At 40.2% G+C, this 22,763-nt stretch carries 18 protein-coding genes; 15 read left to right on the forward strand and 3 right to left on the reverse strand.

Annotated features, from left to right (window positions below; genetic code table 11):
• Positions 1 to 10 precede the first annotated feature (10 nt).
• Genes HUS26_RS01220 through HUS26_RS01250 form a run of 7 tightly spaced genes read left to right on the forward strand, consistent with a single transcriptional unit; the run spans position 11 to position 7,705 of the window.
• Entirely contained in the window at positions 11 to 1,093 is a 1,083-nt protein-coding gene (locus HUS26_RS01220) for a serine hydrolase (protein WP_173915422.1), read from the forward strand.
• Positions 1,077 to 2,621 (forward strand): ABC transporter substrate-binding protein, encoded by a 1,545-nt coding sequence (locus HUS26_RS01225; protein ID WP_173915423.1) that lies wholly within the window; start codon positions 1,077 to 1,079, stop codon positions 2,619 to 2,621. The genes HUS26_RS01220 and HUS26_RS01225 overlap by 17 nt, the downstream gene beginning before the upstream one ends.
• Positions 2,622 to 2,680: 59 nt before the next feature.
• Positions 2,681 to 3,625 carry an ABC transporter permease gene (locus HUS26_RS01230; protein WP_173915424.1) on the forward strand — a complete coding sequence of 315 codons (945 nt, stop codon included), beginning with the start codon at positions 2,681 to 2,683 and terminating at the stop codon, positions 3,623 to 3,625.
• A gap of 24 nt (positions 3,626 to 3,649) precedes the next feature.
• Positions 3,650 to 4,477, forward strand: a complete 828-nt coding sequence (locus HUS26_RS01235) for an ABC transporter permease (RefSeq protein WP_173915425.1) — start codon at positions 3,650 to 3,652, stop codon at positions 4,475 to 4,477.
• Positions 4,478 to 4,489: 12 nt separating this feature from the next.
• On the forward strand, positions 4,490 to 5,698 hold the full coding sequence (locus HUS26_RS01240) for an anhydro-N-acetylmuramic acid kinase (protein WP_173915426.1): 1,209 nt from the start codon (positions 4,490 to 4,492) through the stop codon (positions 5,696 to 5,698).
• Positions 5,695 to 6,741, forward strand: coding sequence for an ABC transporter ATP-binding protein (locus tag HUS26_RS01245; RefSeq protein WP_173915427.1), 1,047 nt, complete (start codon positions 5,695 to 5,697; stop codon positions 6,739 to 6,741). Before HUS26_RS01240 ends, HUS26_RS01245 begins: the two co-directional genes overlap by 4 nt.
• Entirely contained in the window at positions 6,719 to 7,705 is a 987-nt protein-coding gene (locus HUS26_RS01250) for an ABC transporter ATP-binding protein (protein ID WP_173918705.1), read from the forward strand. Before HUS26_RS01245 ends, HUS26_RS01250 begins: the two co-directional genes overlap by 23 nt.
• Positions 7,706 to 7,939: 234 nt before the next feature.
• On the opposite strand, the gene HUS26_RS01255 is transcribed toward HUS26_RS01250, so the two are convergent.
• The 3 genes from HUS26_RS01255 to HUS26_RS01265 form a co-directional block, all read right to left on the reverse strand.
• Positions 7,940 to 8,851 (reverse strand): transcriptional regulator, encoded by a 912-nt coding sequence (locus tag HUS26_RS01255; protein WP_173915428.1) that lies wholly within the window; start codon positions 8,849 to 8,851, stop codon positions 7,940 to 7,942.
• Between the two features lie 102 nt (positions 8,852 to 8,953).
• Positions 8,954 to 10,348 carry an MFS transporter gene (locus tag HUS26_RS01260; protein WP_173915429.1) on the reverse strand — a complete coding sequence of 465 codons (1,395 nt, stop codon included), beginning with the start codon at positions 10,346 to 10,348 and terminating at the stop codon, positions 8,954 to 8,956.
• 17 nt (positions 10,349 to 10,365) lie between these two features.
• Positions 10,366 to 12,177, reverse strand: a complete 1,812-nt coding sequence (locus HUS26_RS01265) for a glycoside hydrolase family 2 protein (protein WP_173915430.1) — start codon at positions 12,175 to 12,177, stop codon at positions 10,366 to 10,368.
• A 358-nt stretch (positions 12,178 to 12,535) separates the two neighbouring features.
• Between HUS26_RS01265 and HUS26_RS01270 the strand changes: the two genes are divergently transcribed.
• From HUS26_RS01270 to HUS26_RS01305, 8 genes are all read left to right on the forward strand, one after another.
• Positions 12,536 to 13,228, forward strand: a complete 693-nt coding sequence (locus HUS26_RS01270; RefSeq protein WP_173915431.1) for a DUF4867 family protein — start codon at positions 12,536 to 12,538, stop codon at positions 13,226 to 13,228.
• Entirely contained in the window at positions 13,225 to 14,985 is a 1,761-nt protein-coding gene (locus HUS26_RS01275) for a solute:sodium symporter family transporter (protein ID WP_173915432.1), read from the forward strand. The genes HUS26_RS01270 and HUS26_RS01275 overlap by 4 nt, the downstream gene beginning before the upstream one ends.
• A 27-nt stretch (positions 14,986 to 15,012) precedes the next feature.
• Positions 15,013 to 17,061: an alpha-glucosidase gene (locus HUS26_RS01280; RefSeq protein WP_173915433.1), complete on the forward strand. Its 2,049-nt coding sequence runs from the start codon at positions 15,013 to 15,015 to the stop codon at positions 17,059 to 17,061.
• Between the two features lie 70 nt (positions 17,062 to 17,131).
• Positions 17,132 to 18,469 (forward strand): L-fucose/L-arabinose isomerase family protein, encoded by a 1,338-nt coding sequence (locus tag HUS26_RS01285; protein WP_173915434.1) that lies wholly within the window; start codon positions 17,132 to 17,134, stop codon positions 18,467 to 18,469.
• A gap of 14 nt (positions 18,470 to 18,483) precedes the next feature.
• Complete coding sequence (locus HUS26_RS01290) at positions 18,484 to 19,647, forward strand: diphosphate--fructose-6-phosphate 1-phosphotransferase (protein WP_173915435.1); 1,164 nt, start codon at positions 18,484 to 18,486, stop codon at positions 19,645 to 19,647.
• Complete coding sequence (locus HUS26_RS01295; RefSeq protein WP_173915436.1) at positions 19,637 to 20,368, forward strand: GntR family transcriptional regulator; 732 nt, start codon at positions 19,637 to 19,639, stop codon at positions 20,366 to 20,368. The genes HUS26_RS01290 and HUS26_RS01295 overlap by 11 nt, the downstream gene beginning before the upstream one ends.
• Before the next feature lie 18 nt (positions 20,369 to 20,386).
• Complete coding sequence (locus HUS26_RS01300; protein ID WP_173915437.1) at positions 20,387 to 21,277, forward strand: class II fructose-bisphosphate aldolase; 891 nt, start codon at positions 20,387 to 20,389, stop codon at positions 21,275 to 21,277.
• Between the two features lie 20 nt (positions 21,278 to 21,297).
• Positions 21,298 to 22,731: an aldehyde dehydrogenase family protein gene (locus HUS26_RS01305; RefSeq protein ID WP_173915438.1), complete on the forward strand. Its 1,434-nt coding sequence runs from the start codon at positions 21,298 to 21,300 to the stop codon at positions 22,729 to 22,731.
• Positions 22,732 to 22,763 lie beyond the last annotated feature (32 nt).

Genomic DNA, 22,763 nt, shown 5'->3' on the forward strand with positions numbered 1-22,763 from the left:
GGGGATGCATTTGAATGATCAACTACAAAACCTTTTTAAAGAATACTTTGAAGATCAGTGTTTCACAGGGTTAACTTGCTGTATTTCCTTAAACGGTGAACCTATTTACCATGAAGCCTTTGGGGGAACCGGAGTTGACCATGATGAAAAATGCCGAACGGATACCTTATTTGACTTAGCTAGTGTTACTAAGATCATTACCACCACGTTAATACTTCAACTAGTTTCACAGAGAAAGCTTACCCTTTTTACTTCATTAGATAATTGCCTTCCTTCAACTTATGTCAATGACAACTTAGCCTCTGTTACCATCAAAGAATTACTCACACATACAAGTGGTTTAATCAGCTGGTACCCTTTTTACACTAACCTCCCAGAGAAAAATATATGGAACGTACTTAACAATATAAAACTACTGCACCAATCTGATCAAAAAGTTGTCTACAGTGACTTAAACTTTATCTTGTTAGGTGAAGTGATCAAGCTTCATTATCAAAAAAGTTTATCTGAGATAGTCGATCAGCAAATCTCTTCCCCCTTGCAGCTAGAATCCTTACACTATCAGCCAATTCCTGGACGTACAATCGCAGCTACAGAGTTTGGCAACCAAATTGAGAAACAAATGGTTACAGACAGACATCTAACATTTAATAAATGGAGGAATGTGAACCATCCAATAAAGGGAGAAGTAAATGACGGAAACGCTTATTATTTTTTTGGTGGAGAGTCCGGTCACGCAGGTTTATTTTCAGATGTAAAAGACCTTGTGGCTCTAGGTGAGCTTTATGCTCTAAATCGTCACCCCAGCCAGATGATTGATCGAAATCTGCTCCGCGATTCCATGAATGAACATGCACCAGGAAGAGGGTTAGGATGGCAGGTGTCTGAACCCTTTTCACGAAATGGAGCTGGTCATACAGGCTTTACTGGGACGATGATCTGGGTAAATCCCAAGTTAAAATTATCAGTTGGACTTCTCACCAATCGTTTGAATGTCAAAAATCCCAAAAACCTAAATGAATTTAGAAGAAGAGTTATTCATATTATTCAACCTTACATAAAAAAGGAGAGATCTTATGCTGAAAAAATTTAGTTTGTTACTGACAGTAATCGTACTTTCAGTAGTGTTGGCAGCATGTTCTGAAGAAAGCGGGGCAAACGAGGGGGAATCATCCGAAGGCGGCGGTGAACAAACATTGAAAATCGCCAATGATCAAGAGCCTGCGGGCCTGGATCCTCATAAGACACCTGCTCATTCCTCTGTTCGAATCTATTCTAAAGTCTATGAAGGGCTGGTTACGTTTGACGAAAACATGGAGATTAAAGGACAGCTGGCAGTAAGCTGGGATCAGCCAGATGATACGACATATGTATTCAACTTAGTTGAAGGAGCTAAATTTCATGACGGAAGTGAAATGACTGCTGATGATGTGAAATACAGCTTTGAAAGAATACTAGATGAGGGTACAGCTTCCCATATTGCTTCCTATTTTAGTGTAGTAGATTCTATTGAAGTGGTAGATGAATACACGATTCAATTTAATCTATCTGAGCCATCAGCTGCTTTTCTTAATAACTTGACGAATTCCAGTGCTGCTGTTATTCCTGAAGAATTAGTAGATGAAAATGGCGGAGACATCCAGCAAACCGCTGTTGGTACAGGTCCTTTTAAATTTGTGGAATGGGTGCCTGACAGCAAAGTCGTTCTTGAGAAAAATGAAGATTACTACGTAGATGGTGTTCCTAAGCTTGATGAAGTTACTTATTATACGATGAAGGAAGAAGCTTCTCGTTTGTCAGCGATCCGTACAGGAGAAGTTGATCTGACGACAGTTGGAGCGAAATCTGCTTCCCTCCTTGAAGGCCAGGAAAATGTAGAAGTTATCGATTATCAGTCATTAGAGTACAGCTATGTTGGGTTTAACGTGGATAAAGAACCTTTTAATGATGAGAAGGTGCGCCAAGCGTTAAGTCTTGCCACAGATAGAAATAAGATTACGGAGATTGCCTGGGATGGGGATGCTGAACAATCAGGGCCTGTAGCTCCTTCTATGGGGGATTGGCCAATTGATGTTAAAGAAGAAGAGCTGTATCAGAGAAATATTGAAAAAGCAAAAGAATTATTAGCAGAAGCGGGTTATGAAGATGGGTTTGAGACTACGATTACAACTGCTTCGACTTATCCAGACATGGTAGATACGGCACAGCTTCTTCAGCAGCAATGGGAAGAAATCGGAGTGAAAGCTTCTATTAATCAAATCGAGTGGGGCGAATACATTGATACTTGGTCGAACACTTCTGCTGATATTTTAATAGGAAGAAACGGTTCTGGAACGGATCCGGATCGTTCGCTGAATTACTTCTTCCACACAGAAGGATCTGCTAACGTATGGAATTTCTCTAATGAAGAATTTGATCAAATTGTAGAGGAAGCGAAACAGTCAACTGATCAGGAAGAGCGCAAAGAATTATATACAGAAGCACAAAAAATGATCATCGATTTGTCGCCGAACTTGTTCCTCGTTTCTCCTAAAAACTATGTAGCTGTTAACAGCGGCCTGGAAAATTATACACCTTATCCTCATAATGCAGAAGATATTGATGAAGTATCTAAAAAATAAAAAATTGAAGTGCTGCCTTTATAGGCAGCACTCACTGTTTATTTAAAGGTGGAAAAAGTATGACTACATATATATTGAGAAGAATTTTAATGCTTATTCCGGTGTTATTTGGTGTGTCGGTGTTTATTTTTATTGTTATGAGAATTGTTCCGGGTGATCTAGCGATGACGATACTTGGAAATAACGCTACTCCGGAATCAATTAAGCAGCTTCGGGAAGATTTTGGACTTAATCTGCCTCTCTATGTTCAATATTTAAATTGGATAGGCGGCGTTCTTACTGGGGACTTCGGTGAATCTATGCGTACAGGTAAAGAAGTGCTCCCTGATATATTAAACCGCTTTAAGTTAACTTTCGAGCTTACCCTTCTTTCCGCGATCATTTCGTGGATCATTGCGATCCCGCTTGGAGTGATTGCAGCAATTAAGCGTAACTCAAAGACAGACTTTGGGGTTCGGTTAATCTCTTTACTTGGAGTATCGATTCCTAACTTTGCACTTGCCATCATTATTATACTCGTTTTATCTTTAGCCTTTTCTTACAGTCCTCCAATAGAATATGTAGGATTCTTTGAAAACCCACTAAAAAACTTAGAGATCATGATTATTCCATCGATCGTGCTGGGAACCTCAATGGCGGGAGCCGTTATGAGAATGACCCGTTCATCCGTTTTAGAAATTCTCAGGCAGGATTTTATCAGGACAATCAGGGCTAAAGGAGCTAAAGAGAGATTAGTTATTTTCCAGCATGCGTTAAGAAATGCCATGATTCCTATATTAACGGTAATAGGACTTCAGGTTGGAACCCTGCTTGGGGGGACGGTCATCATTGAACAAATATTTTCACTCCCTGGGCTCGGCCAGCTTGTATTAACTGCGATTAATCAAAGGGACTTTATCGTTGTCCAAGGGGCTGTTTTGTTCATTGCTTTTGTTTTTGTATTTATTAATTTACTGGTAGATGTCCTCTATTCTTATCTCGATCCGAGAATCAAATACAAATAGGTAACAGGAGGAAGGTGAACAGTCATGAAGAGTTTTTTAAAACGGTTAAGAAAGGATCGAGTCGGGCTCGCCGGATTTATTGGGATTGGTGTGGTGGTACTGATAGGTTTACTCGCTCCGGTCATTGCTCCGTACAGTCCTGAGCAGATGTTTGAGGCTCATGTAATGGAAGGTCCAAGCCAGAAATTCCTCTTTGGGACAGATGAGTTTGGCCGTGATATATTTTCCAGAATCGTATATGGGGCTCAAGTTTCTCTGCAGGTCGGGCTGATAGCCGTAGGGATTGGAGCAGGCCTTGGTTTAGTGTTTGGTTTAATCAGCGGTTTTTTTCAGGGGAAAGTCGACCAGGTTATTATGCGAATCATGGATGTATTTTTCGCATTTCCTGACATTCTTCTGGCACTGACCATTGTAGCTGTTTTAGGACCCAGCCTCACCAATACAATGATTGCAATAGGGATTGTATTTATGCCTGTGTTTACGAGGGTAGTACGCGGAACCGTCATAAGCGTGAAAGAAAATGAGTATATTTCCAACGCGGTAGCTATTGGAGTATCTCCAATAAAAATCATCATAAAACATATTACCCCAAATATAATGGCTCCTTTTATTGTACAGGTCACACTCGGTTTGTCAGGAGCTATTTTAACAGAAGCGGCTTTAAGCTTTCTGGGCCTGGGGGTTCAGCCGCCTAATCCATCATGGGGAGTGATGCTCAATGATGGCAGAGCCTTAATGGAATTTGCACCATGGACGATTTTGTTTCCTGCAGGAGCTATTGTGGCGACAATTTTTTGCTTTAACTTATTCGGAGATAGTCTCAGAGATATTTTAGATCCAAAATTAAAGTAATGAGGTGTATGAATGAGTAAGGTATATGGAATTGGACTCATGTCAGGTACATCATTAGATGGAATTGATGCTGTACTGGTTGAAAAGAATGAGGATGAGACGAAATTTCCTTTTCGGATTATCGAGTCATTAACAGAAAGTTATGATGAAGAGATTTATGAATCAATTATGAGAATTTGTGATCCTGAAATGGCAATGATTGAAGAAGTATCCGCTATGAACATGTACCTTGGCAGAAAGTTTGGGGCTGTTGTTCACAAATTACTGGAAAAAGCGAATAAAAAAGCAGACGACATTCATTTTATCAGTTCCCATGGACAAACTATTTTTCACCAGCCAATAGAAGGAAAGAAGCGATATGAATTAAAAAATACTCTACAAATTGGAGACCTTTCTGTACTCTCTGAAGAAACAGGAATTGCGGTTGTCGGGGATTTTAGAACAGCTGATATGGCTGTTGGGGGACAGGGAGCGCCGCTAGTATCGTATCTGGATTACCTGCTGTTTAGCAGAGACGGAAAAGCAAGAGCTGTTCAAAATATTGGCGGTATTGGAAACGTTACATATATTCCATCTGATGGTGATATATCACAAGTTAAATCTTTTGATACGGGACCCGGAAATATGGTGATTGATGCAGTCGTTCATTCACTAACGAATGGTAAATTAACTTTTGACTGTGAAGGCAAAATAGCTAAACAAGGCAAAGTAAATGAAGAAGTGCTCACTCATCTTATGGATCATGAATATTTTCAAATTCCCCTTCCTAAAACAACAGGAAGGGAACTGTTTGGCAGATCTTTCACAACAAGGCTTATGAATGAATTCAGCCATGTATCCGATGAAGACCTAATTACAACGGTCAGTGAATGGACAGTAGTGTCCATTGTAAAAGGATATCAGGATTTCATAGAGGTAGATGGAATAAAGCTGGATGAGGTTATCATTGGAGGCGGCGGGAGCTTTAATCTTTACCTTCTCGATCGGTTACAGCAGAAAATGCCTCATACGAAGGTGAGAACGATCGATGATTTCGGAATCTCAAGTTCATTTAAAGAAGCTTTAGCTTTTGCTGTAATGGGATATCAAACGATCCAAGGAAAGGAAAACCAAATTCCTGCAGCCACTGGCGCTGAACGTCCGGTCATCATGGGGAAAATTGCATACTCTCAGCCAGCTGCCTATGAGCGGGTCATGTCTATAAGGAGTGGAATACGTTGAACAGCCCAATCCTTTTGATAAAAGATTTATCCATAGACGTGAAGATTGATAAAACATATCACAACATTGTCAATCGTTTAAGTTTATCGATTGCTAAAAAGCAAAAGTATGGGATCGTTGGAGAGTCAGGCAGCGGAAAAAGCTTAACTTCTCTGGCCATTCTTAATTTACTGGCAGATTCTTTAGCTGTAAGTAATGGAGAAATCTTGTTTGAACAATCTAAAGATCTTCTCAAACTTTCTAAGAAAGAAATCAGGGAAATCCGCGGGAAAGAAATCGCGATGATTTTTCAGGAACCGATGACAGCGTTAGATCCAATTTTTACGATCGAATATCAAATGATAGAGGTACTAAAAATCCACTTTAATTATACAAAACAAGAAATGCATCAAAAGATTGTAGACATATTAAAAGATGTAGGAATCCCAAGACCTGAGTCCATGATGAAAAGCTACCCGCATGAATTGTCCGGTGGCATGCGTCAGCGTATAGTTATTGCCATGGCGCTTATTTGTAAACCTAAACTGTTAATTGCCGATGAGCCTACAACGGCTCTTGATGTTACCATTCAAGCCCAGATATTAGATTTGATGAACGAACTTACCGAAAAATATGATACATCCATCCTAATGATTACACATGATCTCGGTGTAATTAATGAAACATGTGAGCGAGTGGCTGTTATGTATGCCGGTGAAGTTGTAGAAGAAAGTACGGTCGATGATTTATTTAATGATCCTAAGCATCCCTACACCCAGGGATTATTAAAATCGATTCATACACTGGGGGATCGCTCCCAAAGACTTTATTCGATAGCGGGGAATGTACCGACACCGGCGCAAATGAGTAAGGAGGGCTGCCGGTTTGCCTCACGATGTCCACACGCCATGGAATTATGCAGATTAGAGACCCCCCATTATGCGGAGGTTTCCAAAGACCATGTAAGTAAATGCTGGCTGCATACAGAAAGAGGTGAATTCCGTGACAACAAACAAACAGCAAATTCTCCGAGTAAAGGACATGAAAACTTACTTTCCAATTAAGGAAGGAATTTTTAAGAGAACAAAAAATCATGTACGGGCTGTAGACGGGATCAGTTTTGATGTGTATGAACAGGAAACCTTTTCGCTGGTAGGAGAGAGTGGCTGTGGAAAATCAACGACGGGAAAGTCAATCCTTCGTTTAATAGAACCTACAGCGGGGGAGGTTTTTTATAAAGGTGAAAATATCTTAGGGTACTCACAAAAAGAATTCAGGAAGTATCGTAAAGATATGCAAATGATTTTCCAGGATCCCTTTAGTTCATTAAATCCAAGAATGACAGTAAAAAACTTATTACTGGAGCCATTACTCACTCATAAACTTTATCCTAAGAAAGAAGCATTAGTAAAAGTCTATAATATAGCTGAACGAGTAGGTTTATCGAAGGAACAAGTGTCACGGCACCCCCATGAGTTCAGTGGAGGCCAGCGTCAACGGATCAGCATTGCGCGAGCCCTTATTATGAATCCGAAGCTGATCATTTTAGATGAAGCCGTTTCTGCACTTGATGTTTCTATTCAGGCACAAATATTAAATTTGTTAATTGATTTGCAGGAAGAATTTAAGTTAACGTATGTCTTTATTTCACATGACTTGAATGTCGTAAAACACTTAAGCGATCGGATTGGAGTTATGTATTTAGGGAAAATGATGGAAATGGCGAGTGCGGAATCGTTATTTGAGAACCCGTTGCATCCCTATACTAAATCACTGCTTTCAGCCATCCCCTCGTATGATCGAACGAAAAAGAAAGAAAGAATTATTCTAAAAGGGGATGTTCCCGATCCTTCCCACCCTCCTTCAGGCTGCCCTTTTCAATTAAGGTGTCCTCAGGTGCATGAGAGGTGTGAAATTCAGATGCCTGCTTACCAAGAGGTGGATGACAATCACTGGGTAGCTTGTCATTTATTTGATGAAGAGGAAGTGAAGGAAGATCGCTCGAAATTCATAGCACAAATGAAATAAACTAACATTTCAAAGAGGTAATTCAATGATAGAAAGGGTCTCCTTATTAATAGAAACTAAAAACTTACTAACCTGAGTTGTTCAATGGAATAATCAACATTTCATTTTTCAAATGTAATGAAGGCAATAAGTGAAAGGTGAAAAGCTTTGAAAACCACGGAATATGAAAAGATTGGTACCAGATACTAAAGAAATAAAAAAGGATGGCCATCACTAAGCCTATCCCTTTTATTCTTATTCAATTTTTATTTTCATCACAATGCCTTGTTCGTGATTGCCGAACTTCGGTCCGAATATGTTAAGCCCGCCTTTATTTACCGCTTCTTCTTTAATTCCTAAACGAAAGGCAATATAGGGAAGCTTATCAAGTTGAAGGTCATTTATTTTAACTGATGAAATTTGTTCATTATCTATATAAGATCCTTCTTTTGTAATTTTCCATTGTTTGAGGAGTCCGTATTGTGTTAAATTAGTGCGCCACCAGTCAGGGGTTAAGGATCCCCTTTCTCCTCCGAAATCTCCTGGTGATGTCCATGTTCCGGTTTCTCTATTGTTCACCCATGTGGTGATGTCAGAGGGCCAGTCAAGCTTATGGTTAGGGGCTTCTGAGCATATCTCTACACTAAACTCAATTTCTTTAGGTTCATGACCATATGGGATGCGGTTAGGAAAACGGTATTCTACGTAACCGTCACGAAAGTACAGCAGCTGAGCCTTCTTTCGGTCCCGCTCGTAAAAGGAGCGTGGATCGTCTTGGTTGCCAATGTAATCTATCTCACTCACAATCCCGCAATGAGGAAGAGCATGGCAGTCAATATATTCACCAATGTCCATTTCAAGAATGACTTCGTGTTCAGTGGATTTTTCTTCTGAATTATATAAGTCAATTTGGATACGATCATAATTCATGGCGCTTACTTTTTGGGTGCCTCTGCCAGGAACCAGTTCAGTTAAAATTAAATCTACCTTCTCCAGCTTATTGATATGGGAAGCAGTTGTAGAGAATGGGAGATTTAGTTTCTCAGACAATTCATTGACATTATGGGGTTTTTCGCTTAATAACTTGAGTATCTGTATACGTGTTGGATTAGCTAGCGCTTTATTAATTGGCAGCATATTTTCAAAAGTAAGGGGTAGCTTTTTCACAAGAGAGCCTCCATACGTCTAATTTCTTCTATTATAACAGAGGAATTTTTCTATAAAAATGCGACAAGCGAAGGATTATAGAAAGATCCTTCGCTTAAGCCTCTAATGACCAAGGGGTGCCTGATTGTTTTCTTTTCTTAAATGAATTTTGGCAAGTGTTTCTTTGTATTCCGTTTCTGTATAGGAGTAGAAATACATAATGATGAAGCGGATAATCGATCCAACCGCTGGAAGTAAGGCAATTACGAAAAAGAGCATGTCCAGGGTGAATTCGCTTTGCGCTTGATTAGATTGATAGTTAACTGCTGTAAGGATAAGCCCTGTACCACCGCCGGCAATAGCCACTGATAATTTTCCTGTAAACGTCTGGCCGGAGAATATAACAGCTTCATTTCTCTTTCCGGTTTTTAATTCCGTGTATTCAATTGTTTCTGCTAACATGGAAGAGATCAGCGGACCGGTGGCCGTATAAAGGATCATCGTTACCGCAATAAATACGAACGATACGATAACACTTGAATATCCAAGAGAGAACCAAATGATTCGCACCACGACATCTGCTGCAACGATCGTCATAAGCATATGTTTCTTTTTAAATCTTTTAGCTAAAGATGGGATAATGAAAAATCCAATACAACTTGCAAAGCTAATAATTCCAAATATCGACATCAATGAAGCGCTGCCAAGATTGTAAGTGAAAAAGAAGATATTTAAAGCCTGGGTAATGTTCATAAATACGTTACAGAAAAACACAACTAATATAGCAAACATTGGTTTATTCGCTTTGATGGCTCGTACACCATCTGAGAACTTGACTTTCGTTTTCGGTGGTTTTACACGTTCTTTAGTATTTTTGAAACCGTTTAACATAATAGGTACAGCAAATACCATCAATACGACTGTGGCTAAGAAGTACCCTTGTCCCATATCTCCTCCCCCAAGCCATTCTGTGAGTGGGATAAAGATGGTAGGTGATAAGGCTATTCCTGTAAAAACCCCCATATTAGCAAAAGTAATCAATTTAGTTCGCTGCTGAGGATCCTGACTCATCACAGAGGACAATGACCAGAAAGGAACATCGGAAGCTGTATAGACCATTCCCCATAAAATATAAGTTCCGCCTGCGTAAATTAGTTTAGCTGTCATACTCATCCCATCGAGCGGGATGAAGCATGCAATGGTAGAAAGCGCTATAAAGAAAGGCATAAATTTAAGGAAAGGTCTAAATTTCCCATCTTTCGAGTGAAGGGTGTCAATTATTGAAGCCATAAGAGGATCGTTAATTGCATCCCACGTTCGAGCGATGAGAAAGATAATGCTGGCTGCGGCTGCAGAAATTCCCAGGATATCCGTATAGAAGAATAATATATAGGACCCTAACAACCCAAAGCTAATACATTGGGCAAATCCATAACCAAAATACGAAGCAATTTCTTTTGAACGAATATCTTCTTTCACATGTACCTCTGCAGATGAATTATCTCTAACTGGTTCCATAGTAAACTCCTCCTTTTTTATTCGAAAACAAACCCATTTGACCTTTTAGTCGACAGAATGCTCTTTATTCGTTTGAGATCGAATTTTTCCTCATGGTTATGATCTAAGAGACCATTCACTTCCTGCTCAACATCTGTAAGCTGGGTATAGCAAAAACCTTGCATCGAATCGATTTCCATCACGGTTTTTGTAAGATCTTCAAATCTTTGTAATACTTCTTCTTCGGACTGAGGTCTGGTCCCATATCCCCAGTCCTGTTCATTTGTTTTTTCTCCAAATGCAATCCCGCCAAATTCACTCATTATAATAGGCTGATCTGTATAGGTATAATTGCTTGCAAAATTTTGTTTTCTGCTTGTTTTTGATGGACTTCCATTTACGTAGTTGCTTTTATCGGAATAACTAGCTTTTAAATCAGCTGAGTCTGAATTATAGTCATGGATTGTTAGGATGTCTGTCATTGTGTGTTCCCATCCATCGTTGCCAACGACTAAGCGGGAAGAGTCCAGTGCTTTTGTCTGGAAATAGAGAGCGTTTACAAAGTTTTGCTGCTCCGTACTATGGTAAATTTCATTCACACCCCAAGACTCATTCATAAGTGTATACACGATGACGGAAGGGTGATTGTAATGTTTGAGTACCATTTGACGAGATTCAGAAAGAAAGGAGTCCATAGATTGGTTTGAGAAGCGGTAAAAACTAGGCATTTCCGCCCACATCACTAGCCCTAATACATCACATAGGTACATATACCGTCGGTCAGCAATTGTCTGGTGTCTGCGTACTCCATTAAATCCCATATCTTTTATTTTTGTTAAATCTGATTTCATTTGCTCATAGTCAGCCGTCATCAATGAATCAGGATAGTACCCCTGATCAAGAATTAATTTCTGATAAAAAGCCTCACGATTAAGAAGTACATTTTCATTTTTGACTTCTATATTTCTCATTCCAAAGTAACTTTGCACACGGTCTATCTGTTTCGATTCTGAATACAGCGTAAAGGTAATGTCATAGAGCTGAGGATTGTCAGGTGTCCAATAAAAGACACGAAAATCAGCTTCATCCGATTCAACGTTGATGGCGAAACTGGCCAATGTTTGATTAGGCTTTATCCAGCTGCCCACAGTATTGATCCACTCTCCCTTATAAGAGACCTCAGCCTCTAAATACACGGTTTCATTATGACGAGGCAGACGGGCATCTACATTAAGCTTGGACTCCTCAATCCTCGGAGTCATTTTTATATCTTCAATATGCAATGGAGAAAGCTCTTCTATCCAAACCGACTGCCAAATTCCTGTCGTCCTGGAATACCAGCAAAGAAAGTTATCAGATTTCCATGATTGTTTTCCAACAGGCTGTTCCACGCTATTTCGGTCTTCAACTTTCACTGCAATGGTATTTTCGCCATCCTTCATTGCCCGGGAGATAGGAAAACTAAATGGAGTATGTCCTCCTTGATGATCTCCAATATACTGTCCATTCACCCATACTTTTGTGTGATAGTCGGAAGCCTCGAAATGAAGAATATATTCCTTTTGAACTTCTTTCTCCCAGAAAAATGAACGTTTATACCAAACAACATCATGATGAACATTTGTATGAATGCCTGATTTTTTGCTCTGATAGGCATAAGGAACAAGTATCTTATCTGGAAGAGCACCTGCATTTTGGTACCATCCATTCTCTTCTCCTTCTTCTGCGTCATCAAAAGCGAATTGCCACTCCCCATTTAAGTCGAGCCAATGCTCTCTCCTAAATTGAGGTCGTGGATAGTCTATACTTCGGCTGTCTTTAATTTCTAAACTTGAAACAGTTTCTACCAAGTCGTCATCTCTCCTCTTCTGTGTCCTTGCTTTAGAAAGGGTTTTCATTTCTTGCTCATTATTATTACATATAAATACGTTTTATTACAAGTTAAAATGTAATAAAAATAAAAAAGTTCCTGATACCGGGTGGGTACCTGGTACGCGGAAGGAGAGTATCGGTACCTGTTACCGAACAGAAAGGAACAGTTACGTACAAAAAGTCCATTGTTATAGGCTTTTTTCATTATGAAAAAATAAATATCTAAAAATTTAAAAAACCTCTTGATATTTTGAAGGCGCTTCCATTAGAATAGAGAACAACGATAGGTTATGATGTTTAATTAAAGGTAGATACCTTTTACAGGGGGAGGTACATATGTTAGAGAATTTAAGAGCAGAAAACCGTCACTTAGAGATACATGATGTAAGAGGTCAGGCATTCCAAAGGTATGGGAATGTGTTAGAGGATTTTCAATCGGAATGGCTGGCAAAGGTAATGGAGAACTTTCCTGTTCCTGAGGGAGGTAACCGTTATGTTCCTTCTGTCTCCGAGCTTGAAGAAGCGGACGTAAAGACGCTGATTGAGCAGAAATACTATGGAGGAATGGATTGTCAAATTGGTTATTGTAATGGCAGCAATTCAAATTTAGGTGGGCTGGAGTACCATAAAGGCAGTGAGATCAATGTAGCGATCACAGATATGGTTCTTTTAGTAGGACATCTAACCGAAGTAAAAGAAGACTTTTTTGATACTACTTTCTTAAAAGCATTCTATGTGCCAAAGGGTACGGCGATTGAGATGTATCAGACTACTCTTCACTTAGCCCCGTGTAAAGTGACTCAGGCTGGATTTAAATGTGTGGTTATTTTACCTAAAGGTACAAATATTCCTCTACAAGATGAGGAGAAGAAGAACGATCCTTTACTTTTTATGAAAAATAAATGGCTTTTCGCTCATGAGGAGCATGAGAGGTTTGTGTCACAAGGTGCTCATATAGGAATCAGGGGTCCGAACGTATTTGTTCAGTATAAGAAGAATTCAAATTCCCAAGGAGGAGGAAGGTTATGAATAGTATCTTATTTACGTTAATCACGTGTGCATTTTTTATGGGGCTCGTAGGGTGGATTTCTTATCGGAAAGCAAAGGGGCAAGTCAATGATTCTGATGGTTATTTTCTAGCGGGGCGCGGGCTTACTGGTGGTTTTATTGCGGGGAGTTTGCTTTTGACAAACTTATCAGCTGAACAATTAATTGGCCTAAATGGTCAAGCCTATCGGACAAACTTGTCTAACATGGCATGGGAGGTAACAGCTCCTATTGCGGTTATTATCATGGCCTTGATCTTACTGCCAAAATATTTAGGGGGAGCGTTTTCCACACTACCCGAATTCTTGAGTAGTCGATTTGATGATGGGGTTAGAAGATACATTGTCATACTGTTCATGCTTGGTTACGCTTTTGTCACAATTCCTTCTGTTTTGTATTCTGGAGCGCTAGCTGTATTGAAACTTTTCGATGTGCCAGGTTTGTTAGGGATATCTTTTGAATCTTCTGTTTGGCTGGTTATTTGGGTTATCGGGATTGTGGGTGCAATCTATGCTATTTTCGGTGGATTGAAAGCGGTTGCGGTTTCTGATACATTAAACGGAATCGGTTTGTTGCTGGTAGGTCTAATGATCCCAATCATAGGATTAGCAGCCTTAGGAGACGGTAACTTCTTTGAAGGGTTTAAAACGATGGCGACGGACCATTCAGAAAAATTAAACGCTATTGGATCTGCTGATGATTCTGTTCCTTTCTCTGCTATCTTCACCGGCATGATTTTCATGAACATGTTCTATTGGGGAACTAACCAATATGTGATTCAGCGTGCACTTGGTGCGAAAAACTTAGCGGAAGGTCAAAAAGGGGTTTTATTTTCAGGTTTTTACAAGTTAGTCGTTCCTATTTTAATGATGATTCCCGGTGTAATTGCTTTCCATTTGTATGGAGGTAATTTGACAACAGTCGACCTGGCTTATCCAACAATGGTTACAAATCTAATGCCTGCTATTTTCTCTGGTCTCTTTTTAGCCGTGCTGCTCGGTGCTGTATTCTCCAGCTTTAACTCGTTGTTAAACAGTGCAGCTACTATGTTTGCATTAGATGTTTATAAACCAGGATTCAAGCCGAACGCTTCAGATGAACAATTGATTAGAATCAGTAAATATTTTGGTACACTCTTAGCGCTTGTTTCTTTCATTATTTCACCTATGCTGATGAATGCACCAGAAGGGCTTTGGGATATCATTCGTAAGTTTACTGGATTCTTTAATATTCCGATCATAGCTATTGTTCTCGTAGGTATTGCTTCTAAGTTTGTTCCGCCACTAGGTGCGAAAATTGCTGTTATTTTCCACGTGGTCACCTATTACATGCTTGTCTGGGGGCTCAATCAATGGTTTGGAATTGAGATCACTATGAACTTTATTCACATTTCAGCCATTTTGTTCGTGATTGAAGTAGGGATTATGCTGACTGTTGGTTATATTCGGCCGCTCCCTAGACCTTATGCATTCAAACATGCCCCTAAGGTTAGTATGGTTCCTTGGAAATATGCAATTCCAACATCTCTTCTCTTATTAAGCTTAATCGTATTTACTTATATTGTTTTCTCACCAATTGGTTTAGCTTATCCAGACGCTATTGTTTCAAATTGGTTCTGGTTAGCATCTGGAGCATTAATTGTGGTTACAGGGTTTGCGCTTGTACTTGCCATGAAAAAATGGGAAAAGAACTACGACCACGTTGTAGGAGAACATTTAAAGAAAGCTGGTAACCAATAATCGAAATACTTGCAAGGAGGATTATTTATGGAAACTCTGCTTGGAAATAGTCAGGGATTGCATGTGCAATATCAGGAAAATACATTTGAAATTGAATTGGACGGCCGGGTTTTACTACGGCATACACAGGACTCTCCATGCGTGTTTGTAGGACGGGGAGAAGAGAAAATTGAGATGTATCGCGGAAACTATGATATTGACGATTATATTGAAGAACGTTATGGACTCAGATATGCCGAAGTAACGGAGAATGAAGAGAGTTATCACATTTTACTAAAGCGTTCTCAAGAAGAAATGCAAAGCCTCTCAATTCACTTATCCTATGAAAATAATAATTTGCGCTTGAATTTTTCAGGAGACCGAGAACAATATAATCGTTTTTGGATTAGAGTAAATGCTGAAGAAAAAGAAAGGGTTTATGGATGCGGGCAGCAAATGTCTCATCTAAATCTGAGGGGAAAACACTTCCCTTTATGGACATCTGAACCAGGTGTTGGCCGTAACAAATCAACATATACAACATGGCAGGCTGACCTTCATGATAAAGCCGGTGGCGATTATTATCATACCAATTATCCTCAGCCGACTTACTTATCAACAAGAAAATATTTTTGCCATGTAGAAACGACGGCCTATGCAGATTTTGATTTTAGAAAAGATAGCTTTCATGAGCTTCATGTGTGGGAAGTTCCCTCAGCTATTATGTTTGAGAGCGGTGAAACCTATAAAGAATTGGTTACACGACTGACTGCTCAATTAGGACGCCAGCCTGAACTTCCAGAATGGGTATATGACGGTATATGGCTGGGAATGCAAGGGGGCACCGACAGGGTACAAGAAAAACTGGATTGTGCTTTAGATAGTGGAATAAAAGTAGGAGCGATCTGGGCTCAGGATTGGCAAGGAAAGCGAGTAACTTCGTTTGGCAGACGTCTTAATTGGAATTGGAAATGGGATGAAAAGGAATATCCTCAACTTGATGAAAAATTGAAGGAGTGGAAAAAGAAAGGCATTCGATTTATGGGCTATATTAATCCTTATGTCATCTTAGACGGTGAACTCTATAACGAAGCTTTTCAAAATGACTATCTGGTCCACAATCAAGAGGGTGATGTTTACCTCGTTGATTTTGGGGAGTTTAACTGCGGGATCGTAGATTTGACTAATCCGAAGGCCTTCGACTGGTATAAGAAAGTTATTCAAACCAACTTAATTGATTTTGGTCTTGATGGCTGGATGGCCGATTTCGGAGAATATCTCCCGACCGACGCTAAACTATACAATCAGGTTTCTGCCAAATTAATGCATAACGCCTGGCCGATGTTATGGGCACAAGTAAACTATGAAGCTGTGAAAGAGGCAGGCAAATTAGACAGTGTTGTTTACTTCATGCGTGCTGGATATACAGGAAGTCAAAAATATTGCCGCTTATTATGGGCAGGGGATCAAAGTGTGAACTGGGAGCTGGATGATGGCATTGCTTCTGTTATTCCAGCGGCTTTGTCTGTTGGACTTTGTGGTAATGGTCTGCATCATAGCGATATTGGCGGTTATACGAGCCTGCATGGCAATAAGCGTTCAAAGGAACTCTTATTACGCTGGGTAGAATTGGCTGCTTTTACCCCTGTTATGAGAAGCCATGAAGGAAACCGTCCCAGTGACTGCATTCAATATGACGAAGACGATGAGACGATGAAAAGTTTTGCCCGAATGACGGATATTCATGTGGAGCTTGCTCCTTACTTAAAAGACGTGGTGAAGACAAATGCAGAACACGGCATCCCTGTGCAGCGTCCACTTTTTATGGAATACGAAGAAGACGAGAAAGCTTACGATATCCAATATCAATACATGCTAGGTTCGGATATCATGGTAGCGCCTGTTTATGAAGAAGGAATGGATACTTGGACGGCTTACCTGCCTGAAGATGAGTGGGTCCATCTATGGAGTGGAAAGCAATTCAGTGGAGGAAACGCTGAAGTTGAAGCCAGAATAGGGGAGCCGCCTGTATTTTATCGTAAAAAATCTCCATACAATCAATTGTTTAGAGACATACAAGCTAATTATTCATTATAAAATATAAAGGTAACGATGTTTTATTAAAGGTAGTAATGTATGTTATATACGATAAAGGTGGGAACGGTTAATGAGTGTATTGTATGTGCCAATCGGAAGGAAGACTTTTGATTTAGAAGCAGGAGAGATACAAAGACAGAAAAGCTCAGAAATGCTGGAAGCCCTTGGTGTAGAAGTTATTGAACCGAGCGGAATACTAACTTCTCCAGAAGAGTTGAATGAATTCTTAAATTCTATTAAAAAACAAGATATTATGACGACGATTTATCAAAGTGTCACTTTTGCCGATGGGGAATTTGTAGAAGCTTTAATTAATAAAGTTGAAGCTCCTGTTATCGTTTGGTCGATTCGCGAGCCAAGCATAAACGGTCGTCTCCGGCTCAACTCATTGACTGGAGGAAACAGTACGAGTCATGTATTAAAATGTGCAAACCATCCTTTTTCTTTCTTGTTTGGTAATCCAGAAGAAGCACAAATTCGCAGCCGGCTTGTTAAATACCTTAAAGTTCAGAAGGTTATTCATGAATTAAAGCAATTTAAGATTGGAGTGATTGGAGAGCATCCCCCAGGTTTCTTTTTCTCTGGTACAGATGAAGAACTTCTACACAAGCAGCTAGGCGTTGAGGTTAAAAACGTTGATTTAATGAAAGCATTTGAAGAATCTAAGAAACTTACCAAGGAAGAGTGGGAACATACTGCAGATAGAGCAGAACAACAGGTGATCGGATTGAATCGTAATGATAAAACGGTCCAGCGATTTGCTCAGTTTACGAGTTATGTAGAATCCGTTATTGAGAGGGAGCAGCTAACGGGGCTAGCTATTCGCTGCTGGCCAGAGTTTTTTAACGAACTAGGAGCCGCGGCTTGTTCAACACTGTCCCAGTTTACCGAAGATGGAATTGTATCCTCTTGTGAGTCCGATATCCATGGCTCTGTATCTATGTTTATTCTGCAGCAATTAAGTGGTGGAAAAGCTCCTTATCTTGGTGACATGGTTCATGTAAATGAAGCAAGTAATTCTGTTGTGTTTTGGCATTGTGGCGCGGGTGCCTATTCCCTTGCACATCCTGAACAAGGAGCCAGGCCGGGAGTCCATCCTAATCGAAAGCTTGGTTTCACGATGGAATTCGGATTAAAACCAGGACAAGTGACCATGTTTCGTGTCGGATATACACCGGATGGATACCGTCTGTTAGTTATGCGAGGAAATGCTTTAGATACGCCACAGCGATTTAACGGCACTTCGGTTGAGGTGCAGCTGGAAGCGGAAATCAACGATACTTTATACAGCTTAATGGAAGAAGGATTTGAACCTCATTATGCTCTAGTATATGAGGATATTGCTGAAGAACTGGTTGAACTCGGACGTCAGCTTGGCTTGGAAACGGTGGTTTATACGAAAGGTTGAAGGGAGGGGGTCAGATGAGAAAAGTAGCGATTGGGCAAGCCGGCGGACCGACGGCTGTTCTAAATGCAACACTTTCTGGCTGTGTAGAGAGTATAAAAGGATCCTGTGAAATTACCTTTATTGAAAGTGGCTATGAAGGGCTTGTAGAAGAGAACTTTATACCTGGTGATCCTGCTATGCTGAATTGGGTAATTGCCAATCGAAATATCCCAGGAGCTTGTTTAAGATCCGGTCGATATACATTTGATGAACAAGCCATTCAAAGAGCAGTACAAAATCTAAAAAAACATCAAATTGATACTCTCGTGTTTCTAGGTGGAAACGGAACAATGGAAGCTTTGTTTAAAGTGAAACAAGAATCCAAACATCAGGGGTACGACCTTCAAGTTATTGGGCTGCCTAAAACAGTGGATAACGATTTGGGAGCTACAGATCATGCCCCTGGGTTTGCCAGTGCCGCTAAATATATCGCCCAAACGACGAGAGATATGAGCCGTGATTTATACTCTATGAAGAACTTCGAACAAATTCGCGTTCTTGAGACGATGGGGCGAAATGCTGGCTGGTTGGCAGCCGCCTCAGGAATTCTGAAAAAACATAAGGAAGAAGGCCCTCATTTTGTTGCCATACCAGAGAAACCTCTTGACCGTGATCAGTTGCTTGTTTCAGTCCAAGATGCCGTACACGCTCACGGCTATGCCATTATAGTTGTAAGTGAAGGTGTACAGTGGAAAAAGGGAGCTCAAATAGAGCTTAATCAGGTTAACGGACGTTCAATTCTTGGAGGGATTTCTAAACAGGTGGGCGATTTTCTTTCCCAACAGCTAAATGTTACGACAAGAGCTGAATTACTAGGAATGAACCAGCGGTCAGCTGCCTCTAGTGTCTCAGAGGTAGATGCTTATGAAGCCTATCAGGTTGGCTGTATCGGCGGGCACTTTATAAAAGAAGGTTATGATGAGTGTATGGTTTCAATCGAGCGAAAACCTGCAGATTATTATACAATTAACATTAAGCCTGTAAAACTAGAAAACGTAATTGCAGAGGAAGAACGATTAATGCCTATCTCATTCATTGATAATCGAGAGGCCTATTATCAGTGGCTGTCTCCGTTGTTAGGGGGTGTCCATTCCTATCCTCCGATTACGCAAAGGAGAGTAGAATACAGTGAATTCTAAAGTTAATCCAAATAAAGATTTAGCGTTATATTTGCAGCTAAAAGAACTATTTATTGAGCGTATTCAAAATGGAGACTGGGAACCCGACAAATTAATTCCTACAGAGCAAGAACTCATGAAGGAATTTGATGTGAGTCGTACTACCATTCGTCAAGCTGTTTCTATTTTAGTGCAAGAAGGATTGGTAGAAAAGAAACAAGGACGCGGTACCATTGTAAAACCTCGTAAATTAAGCGGGAACTTAACCCAATTGAAGGGCTTTGCTGAAGAAGTTTTAGAGCGGGGACAAAATCCCAGGAGCCGCTTAATACGTGCGGAGTTTAAGGAAAACCTTCACCATGAAAAAACAATGCTGGATATTAAAGATGACCAGCCGATTTTACTTATAGAAAGAATCCGGTTTGCTGATGATATCCCAGTTGCTCTTGAGAGAACCTGCTGGCCAAAAGATATCGGTGATATCTTGATAAAACATGATCTTGATGAAGCACGTTACTATGAGATCTTGGAAAATTACAATGTGTATTTAAATCGGGCAAGTGAAAAGATCAATGCAATAAATGCGACTATCGATGAAGCAGATGCTTTAGGTATTCGTGCAGGGGAAGCTTTATTAGAAATGACTAGACTAAGCTATGGAGTTAATGATCGGCCGATAGAATATACAAAAACGAAGTATCGTAATGATCAGTATCATTATAGTTTGGAGCTGAAACGTTAGTAGAGGGAGAGATGAAGAATGGCATTTATTGATGGAAAGACAATGTTAGAGCAAGCTAGAACCAATGGGTATGGAATTGGAGCATTTAGTGCTCATAATGCTGAAACAATACTAGCTATTTTAGAAGCAGCCGAGGAAAAACAGTCACCAGTAATGATACAAATTGGTCAAAAGGTTATCCAAACATTAGGTTTAAAACCAATGAAAGATATGCTCGACAGCTTAGCTGAAGACTTTACTGTTCCTGTATGTGTCCACCTGGATCACAGTCGTCAATATGAACAAACAATGAAAGCTATCCAGTTAGGATTTCAATCTGTTATGTTCGATGGATCTTCTTTATACTTTCACGAGAATACAAAAATTACAAAACAGGTGGCAGCAGCTGCCCGTGCTTTAGGTATTGGATCTGAAGGTGAAATCGGGAAAATCGGTGGTACAGAAGACGATATCACGGTTGATGAAAAGGATGCCTTAATTACGACTACTCAGGAAGCGGTCGACTTTGTAAATGAAACCGAAGTCGATTATTTGGCTGTATCGATTGGGACAGCTCACGGAATTTATCGTCAAACACCAAACCTTCGTTTCGAACGCTTAGAAGAAATATCTAAAGCTGTTCAGCGTCCAATAGTTTTACATGGTGGATCAGATGTTCCGGATGAACAGGTACAGCGTGCCATCTCACTTGGAATTGCCAAGATTAATGTAGATACAGAGCTGCGTCAAGCTTATACGCAAGGCTTAAAGTCTTATATGCAGGAACATCCTGAAGATATTGTCCTTGCTAACTCTTTAGGAGCCGGGCGAATCAAGATGAAGGAAAAAGTGAAAGAGAAAATTGATGTTTTTGGCAGTGCAGGACGAGCAAATGAATTTATTGCGAGAGAAAAGGTCGTAACGTTATAACGAATAAGGAGGACGTTCCTATGAGTAAAACTCTTACAGACTACACTTTTGGATTATTTATTGGTGGTGATTGGCGTGAAAAAATTCAGACAGATGAGGTTTTAAATAAATATACCCAAGAAGCATTTGCAGAAACCGCTGTTACGGAAAAAGAGGATGTGGCACATGCAGTAAAATGTGCAAAAGCTGCTTTCTCCTCTCCTTTTTCCATGTATGAAAGGTATGAAGTGTTACTACGTGTCGCACAGCTGTTGAAAAATAATCAGGAGGAATTTGCAAAAGTAATTGCCAAAGAGGTTGGAAAACCCATTTCAGAAGCTCGGGGTGAAGTCGGCCGTTCTGCATTAACTCTAGAGATTTCAGCTGAAGAGGCAAAGCGAATTCATGGAGAGGAAATCCCAGTAGAAGCTTCTCCAGGATCAGAGAATCGAAAAGCTTTTACGAGACGTTACCCAGTTGGAGTTGTAGCAGCTATTACTCCTTTTAATGTTCCTCTTAACCTTGTATGCCATAAAATTGGACCTGCTATTGCCGCAGGAAACAGCGTAATTCTAAAGCCTGCTGAGCAAACACCGGTTTCTGCCCTATTATTAACACGTCTGTTTGAACAAGCAGGATTACCAAAGGGCCGTCTTAACGTCCTCACAGGAAAAGGAGAAGAAGTCGGTCCTTGGTTAACCTCAAACCAAGATATCGCTATGTTTACTTTTACAGGAAGCCCTAAAGTAGGTCAGCTTATAAGAGAGCAAGCAGGTTTACGAAATGTAGCTCTCGAACTTGGAAATAACTCGGCTACTATTGTCCATAAGGATGCTGATATAAATAAATCGGCACAACTTGTAGCTCAAAAAAGCTTCAATAATGCCGGGCAAGTTTGTATTTCTGTTCAGAGAGTTTATGTCCATGAAGATATTTATGATCAGTTCCTTAATAGAGTAAAACTTGAAACGGAACAGATTAAGTTGGGGGATCCTCTCGATGAGGAAACTCAAATGGGGCCAATGATTGATGAGAAAGAAGCTATACGTATTGAAGAATGGGTACAGGAAGCCGCAGACTTAGGGGCTCAAATAGAAACCGGGGGAGTTCGTGAAGGAGTCTTTTATCACCCAACCATCTTAACTCATGTAAACCCAGATATGAAGGTGTGTCGCCAAGAAGTATTCGGACCGGTGATAGCCATAGACACTTATAAAGATGAGAATGAGGTTATCGCTCAAGTAAATGATTCAGAATACGGGTTACAAGCAGGACTTTTTACAAATGACCTGGGTTTTACCATGAAGGCAATGGATCAAATCCATGTTGGTGGGTTAATGGTTAATGATACATCTGGATATAGAGTCGACCATATGCCATATGGCGGAGTGAAGAAGAGTGGTACTGGTAAAGAAGGACCGCGTTACGCCATTGAAGAAATGACAGAAGAGAAGATTATCGTCATTAACACTTAAGGATTTGGGAAGGGAGTCAGTGGACTTCCTTC

Source organism: Halobacillus sp. Marseille-Q1614 (assembly GCF_902809865.1).
Lineage (GTDB): Bacteria > Bacillota > Bacilli > Bacillales > Halobacillaceae > Halobacillus_A.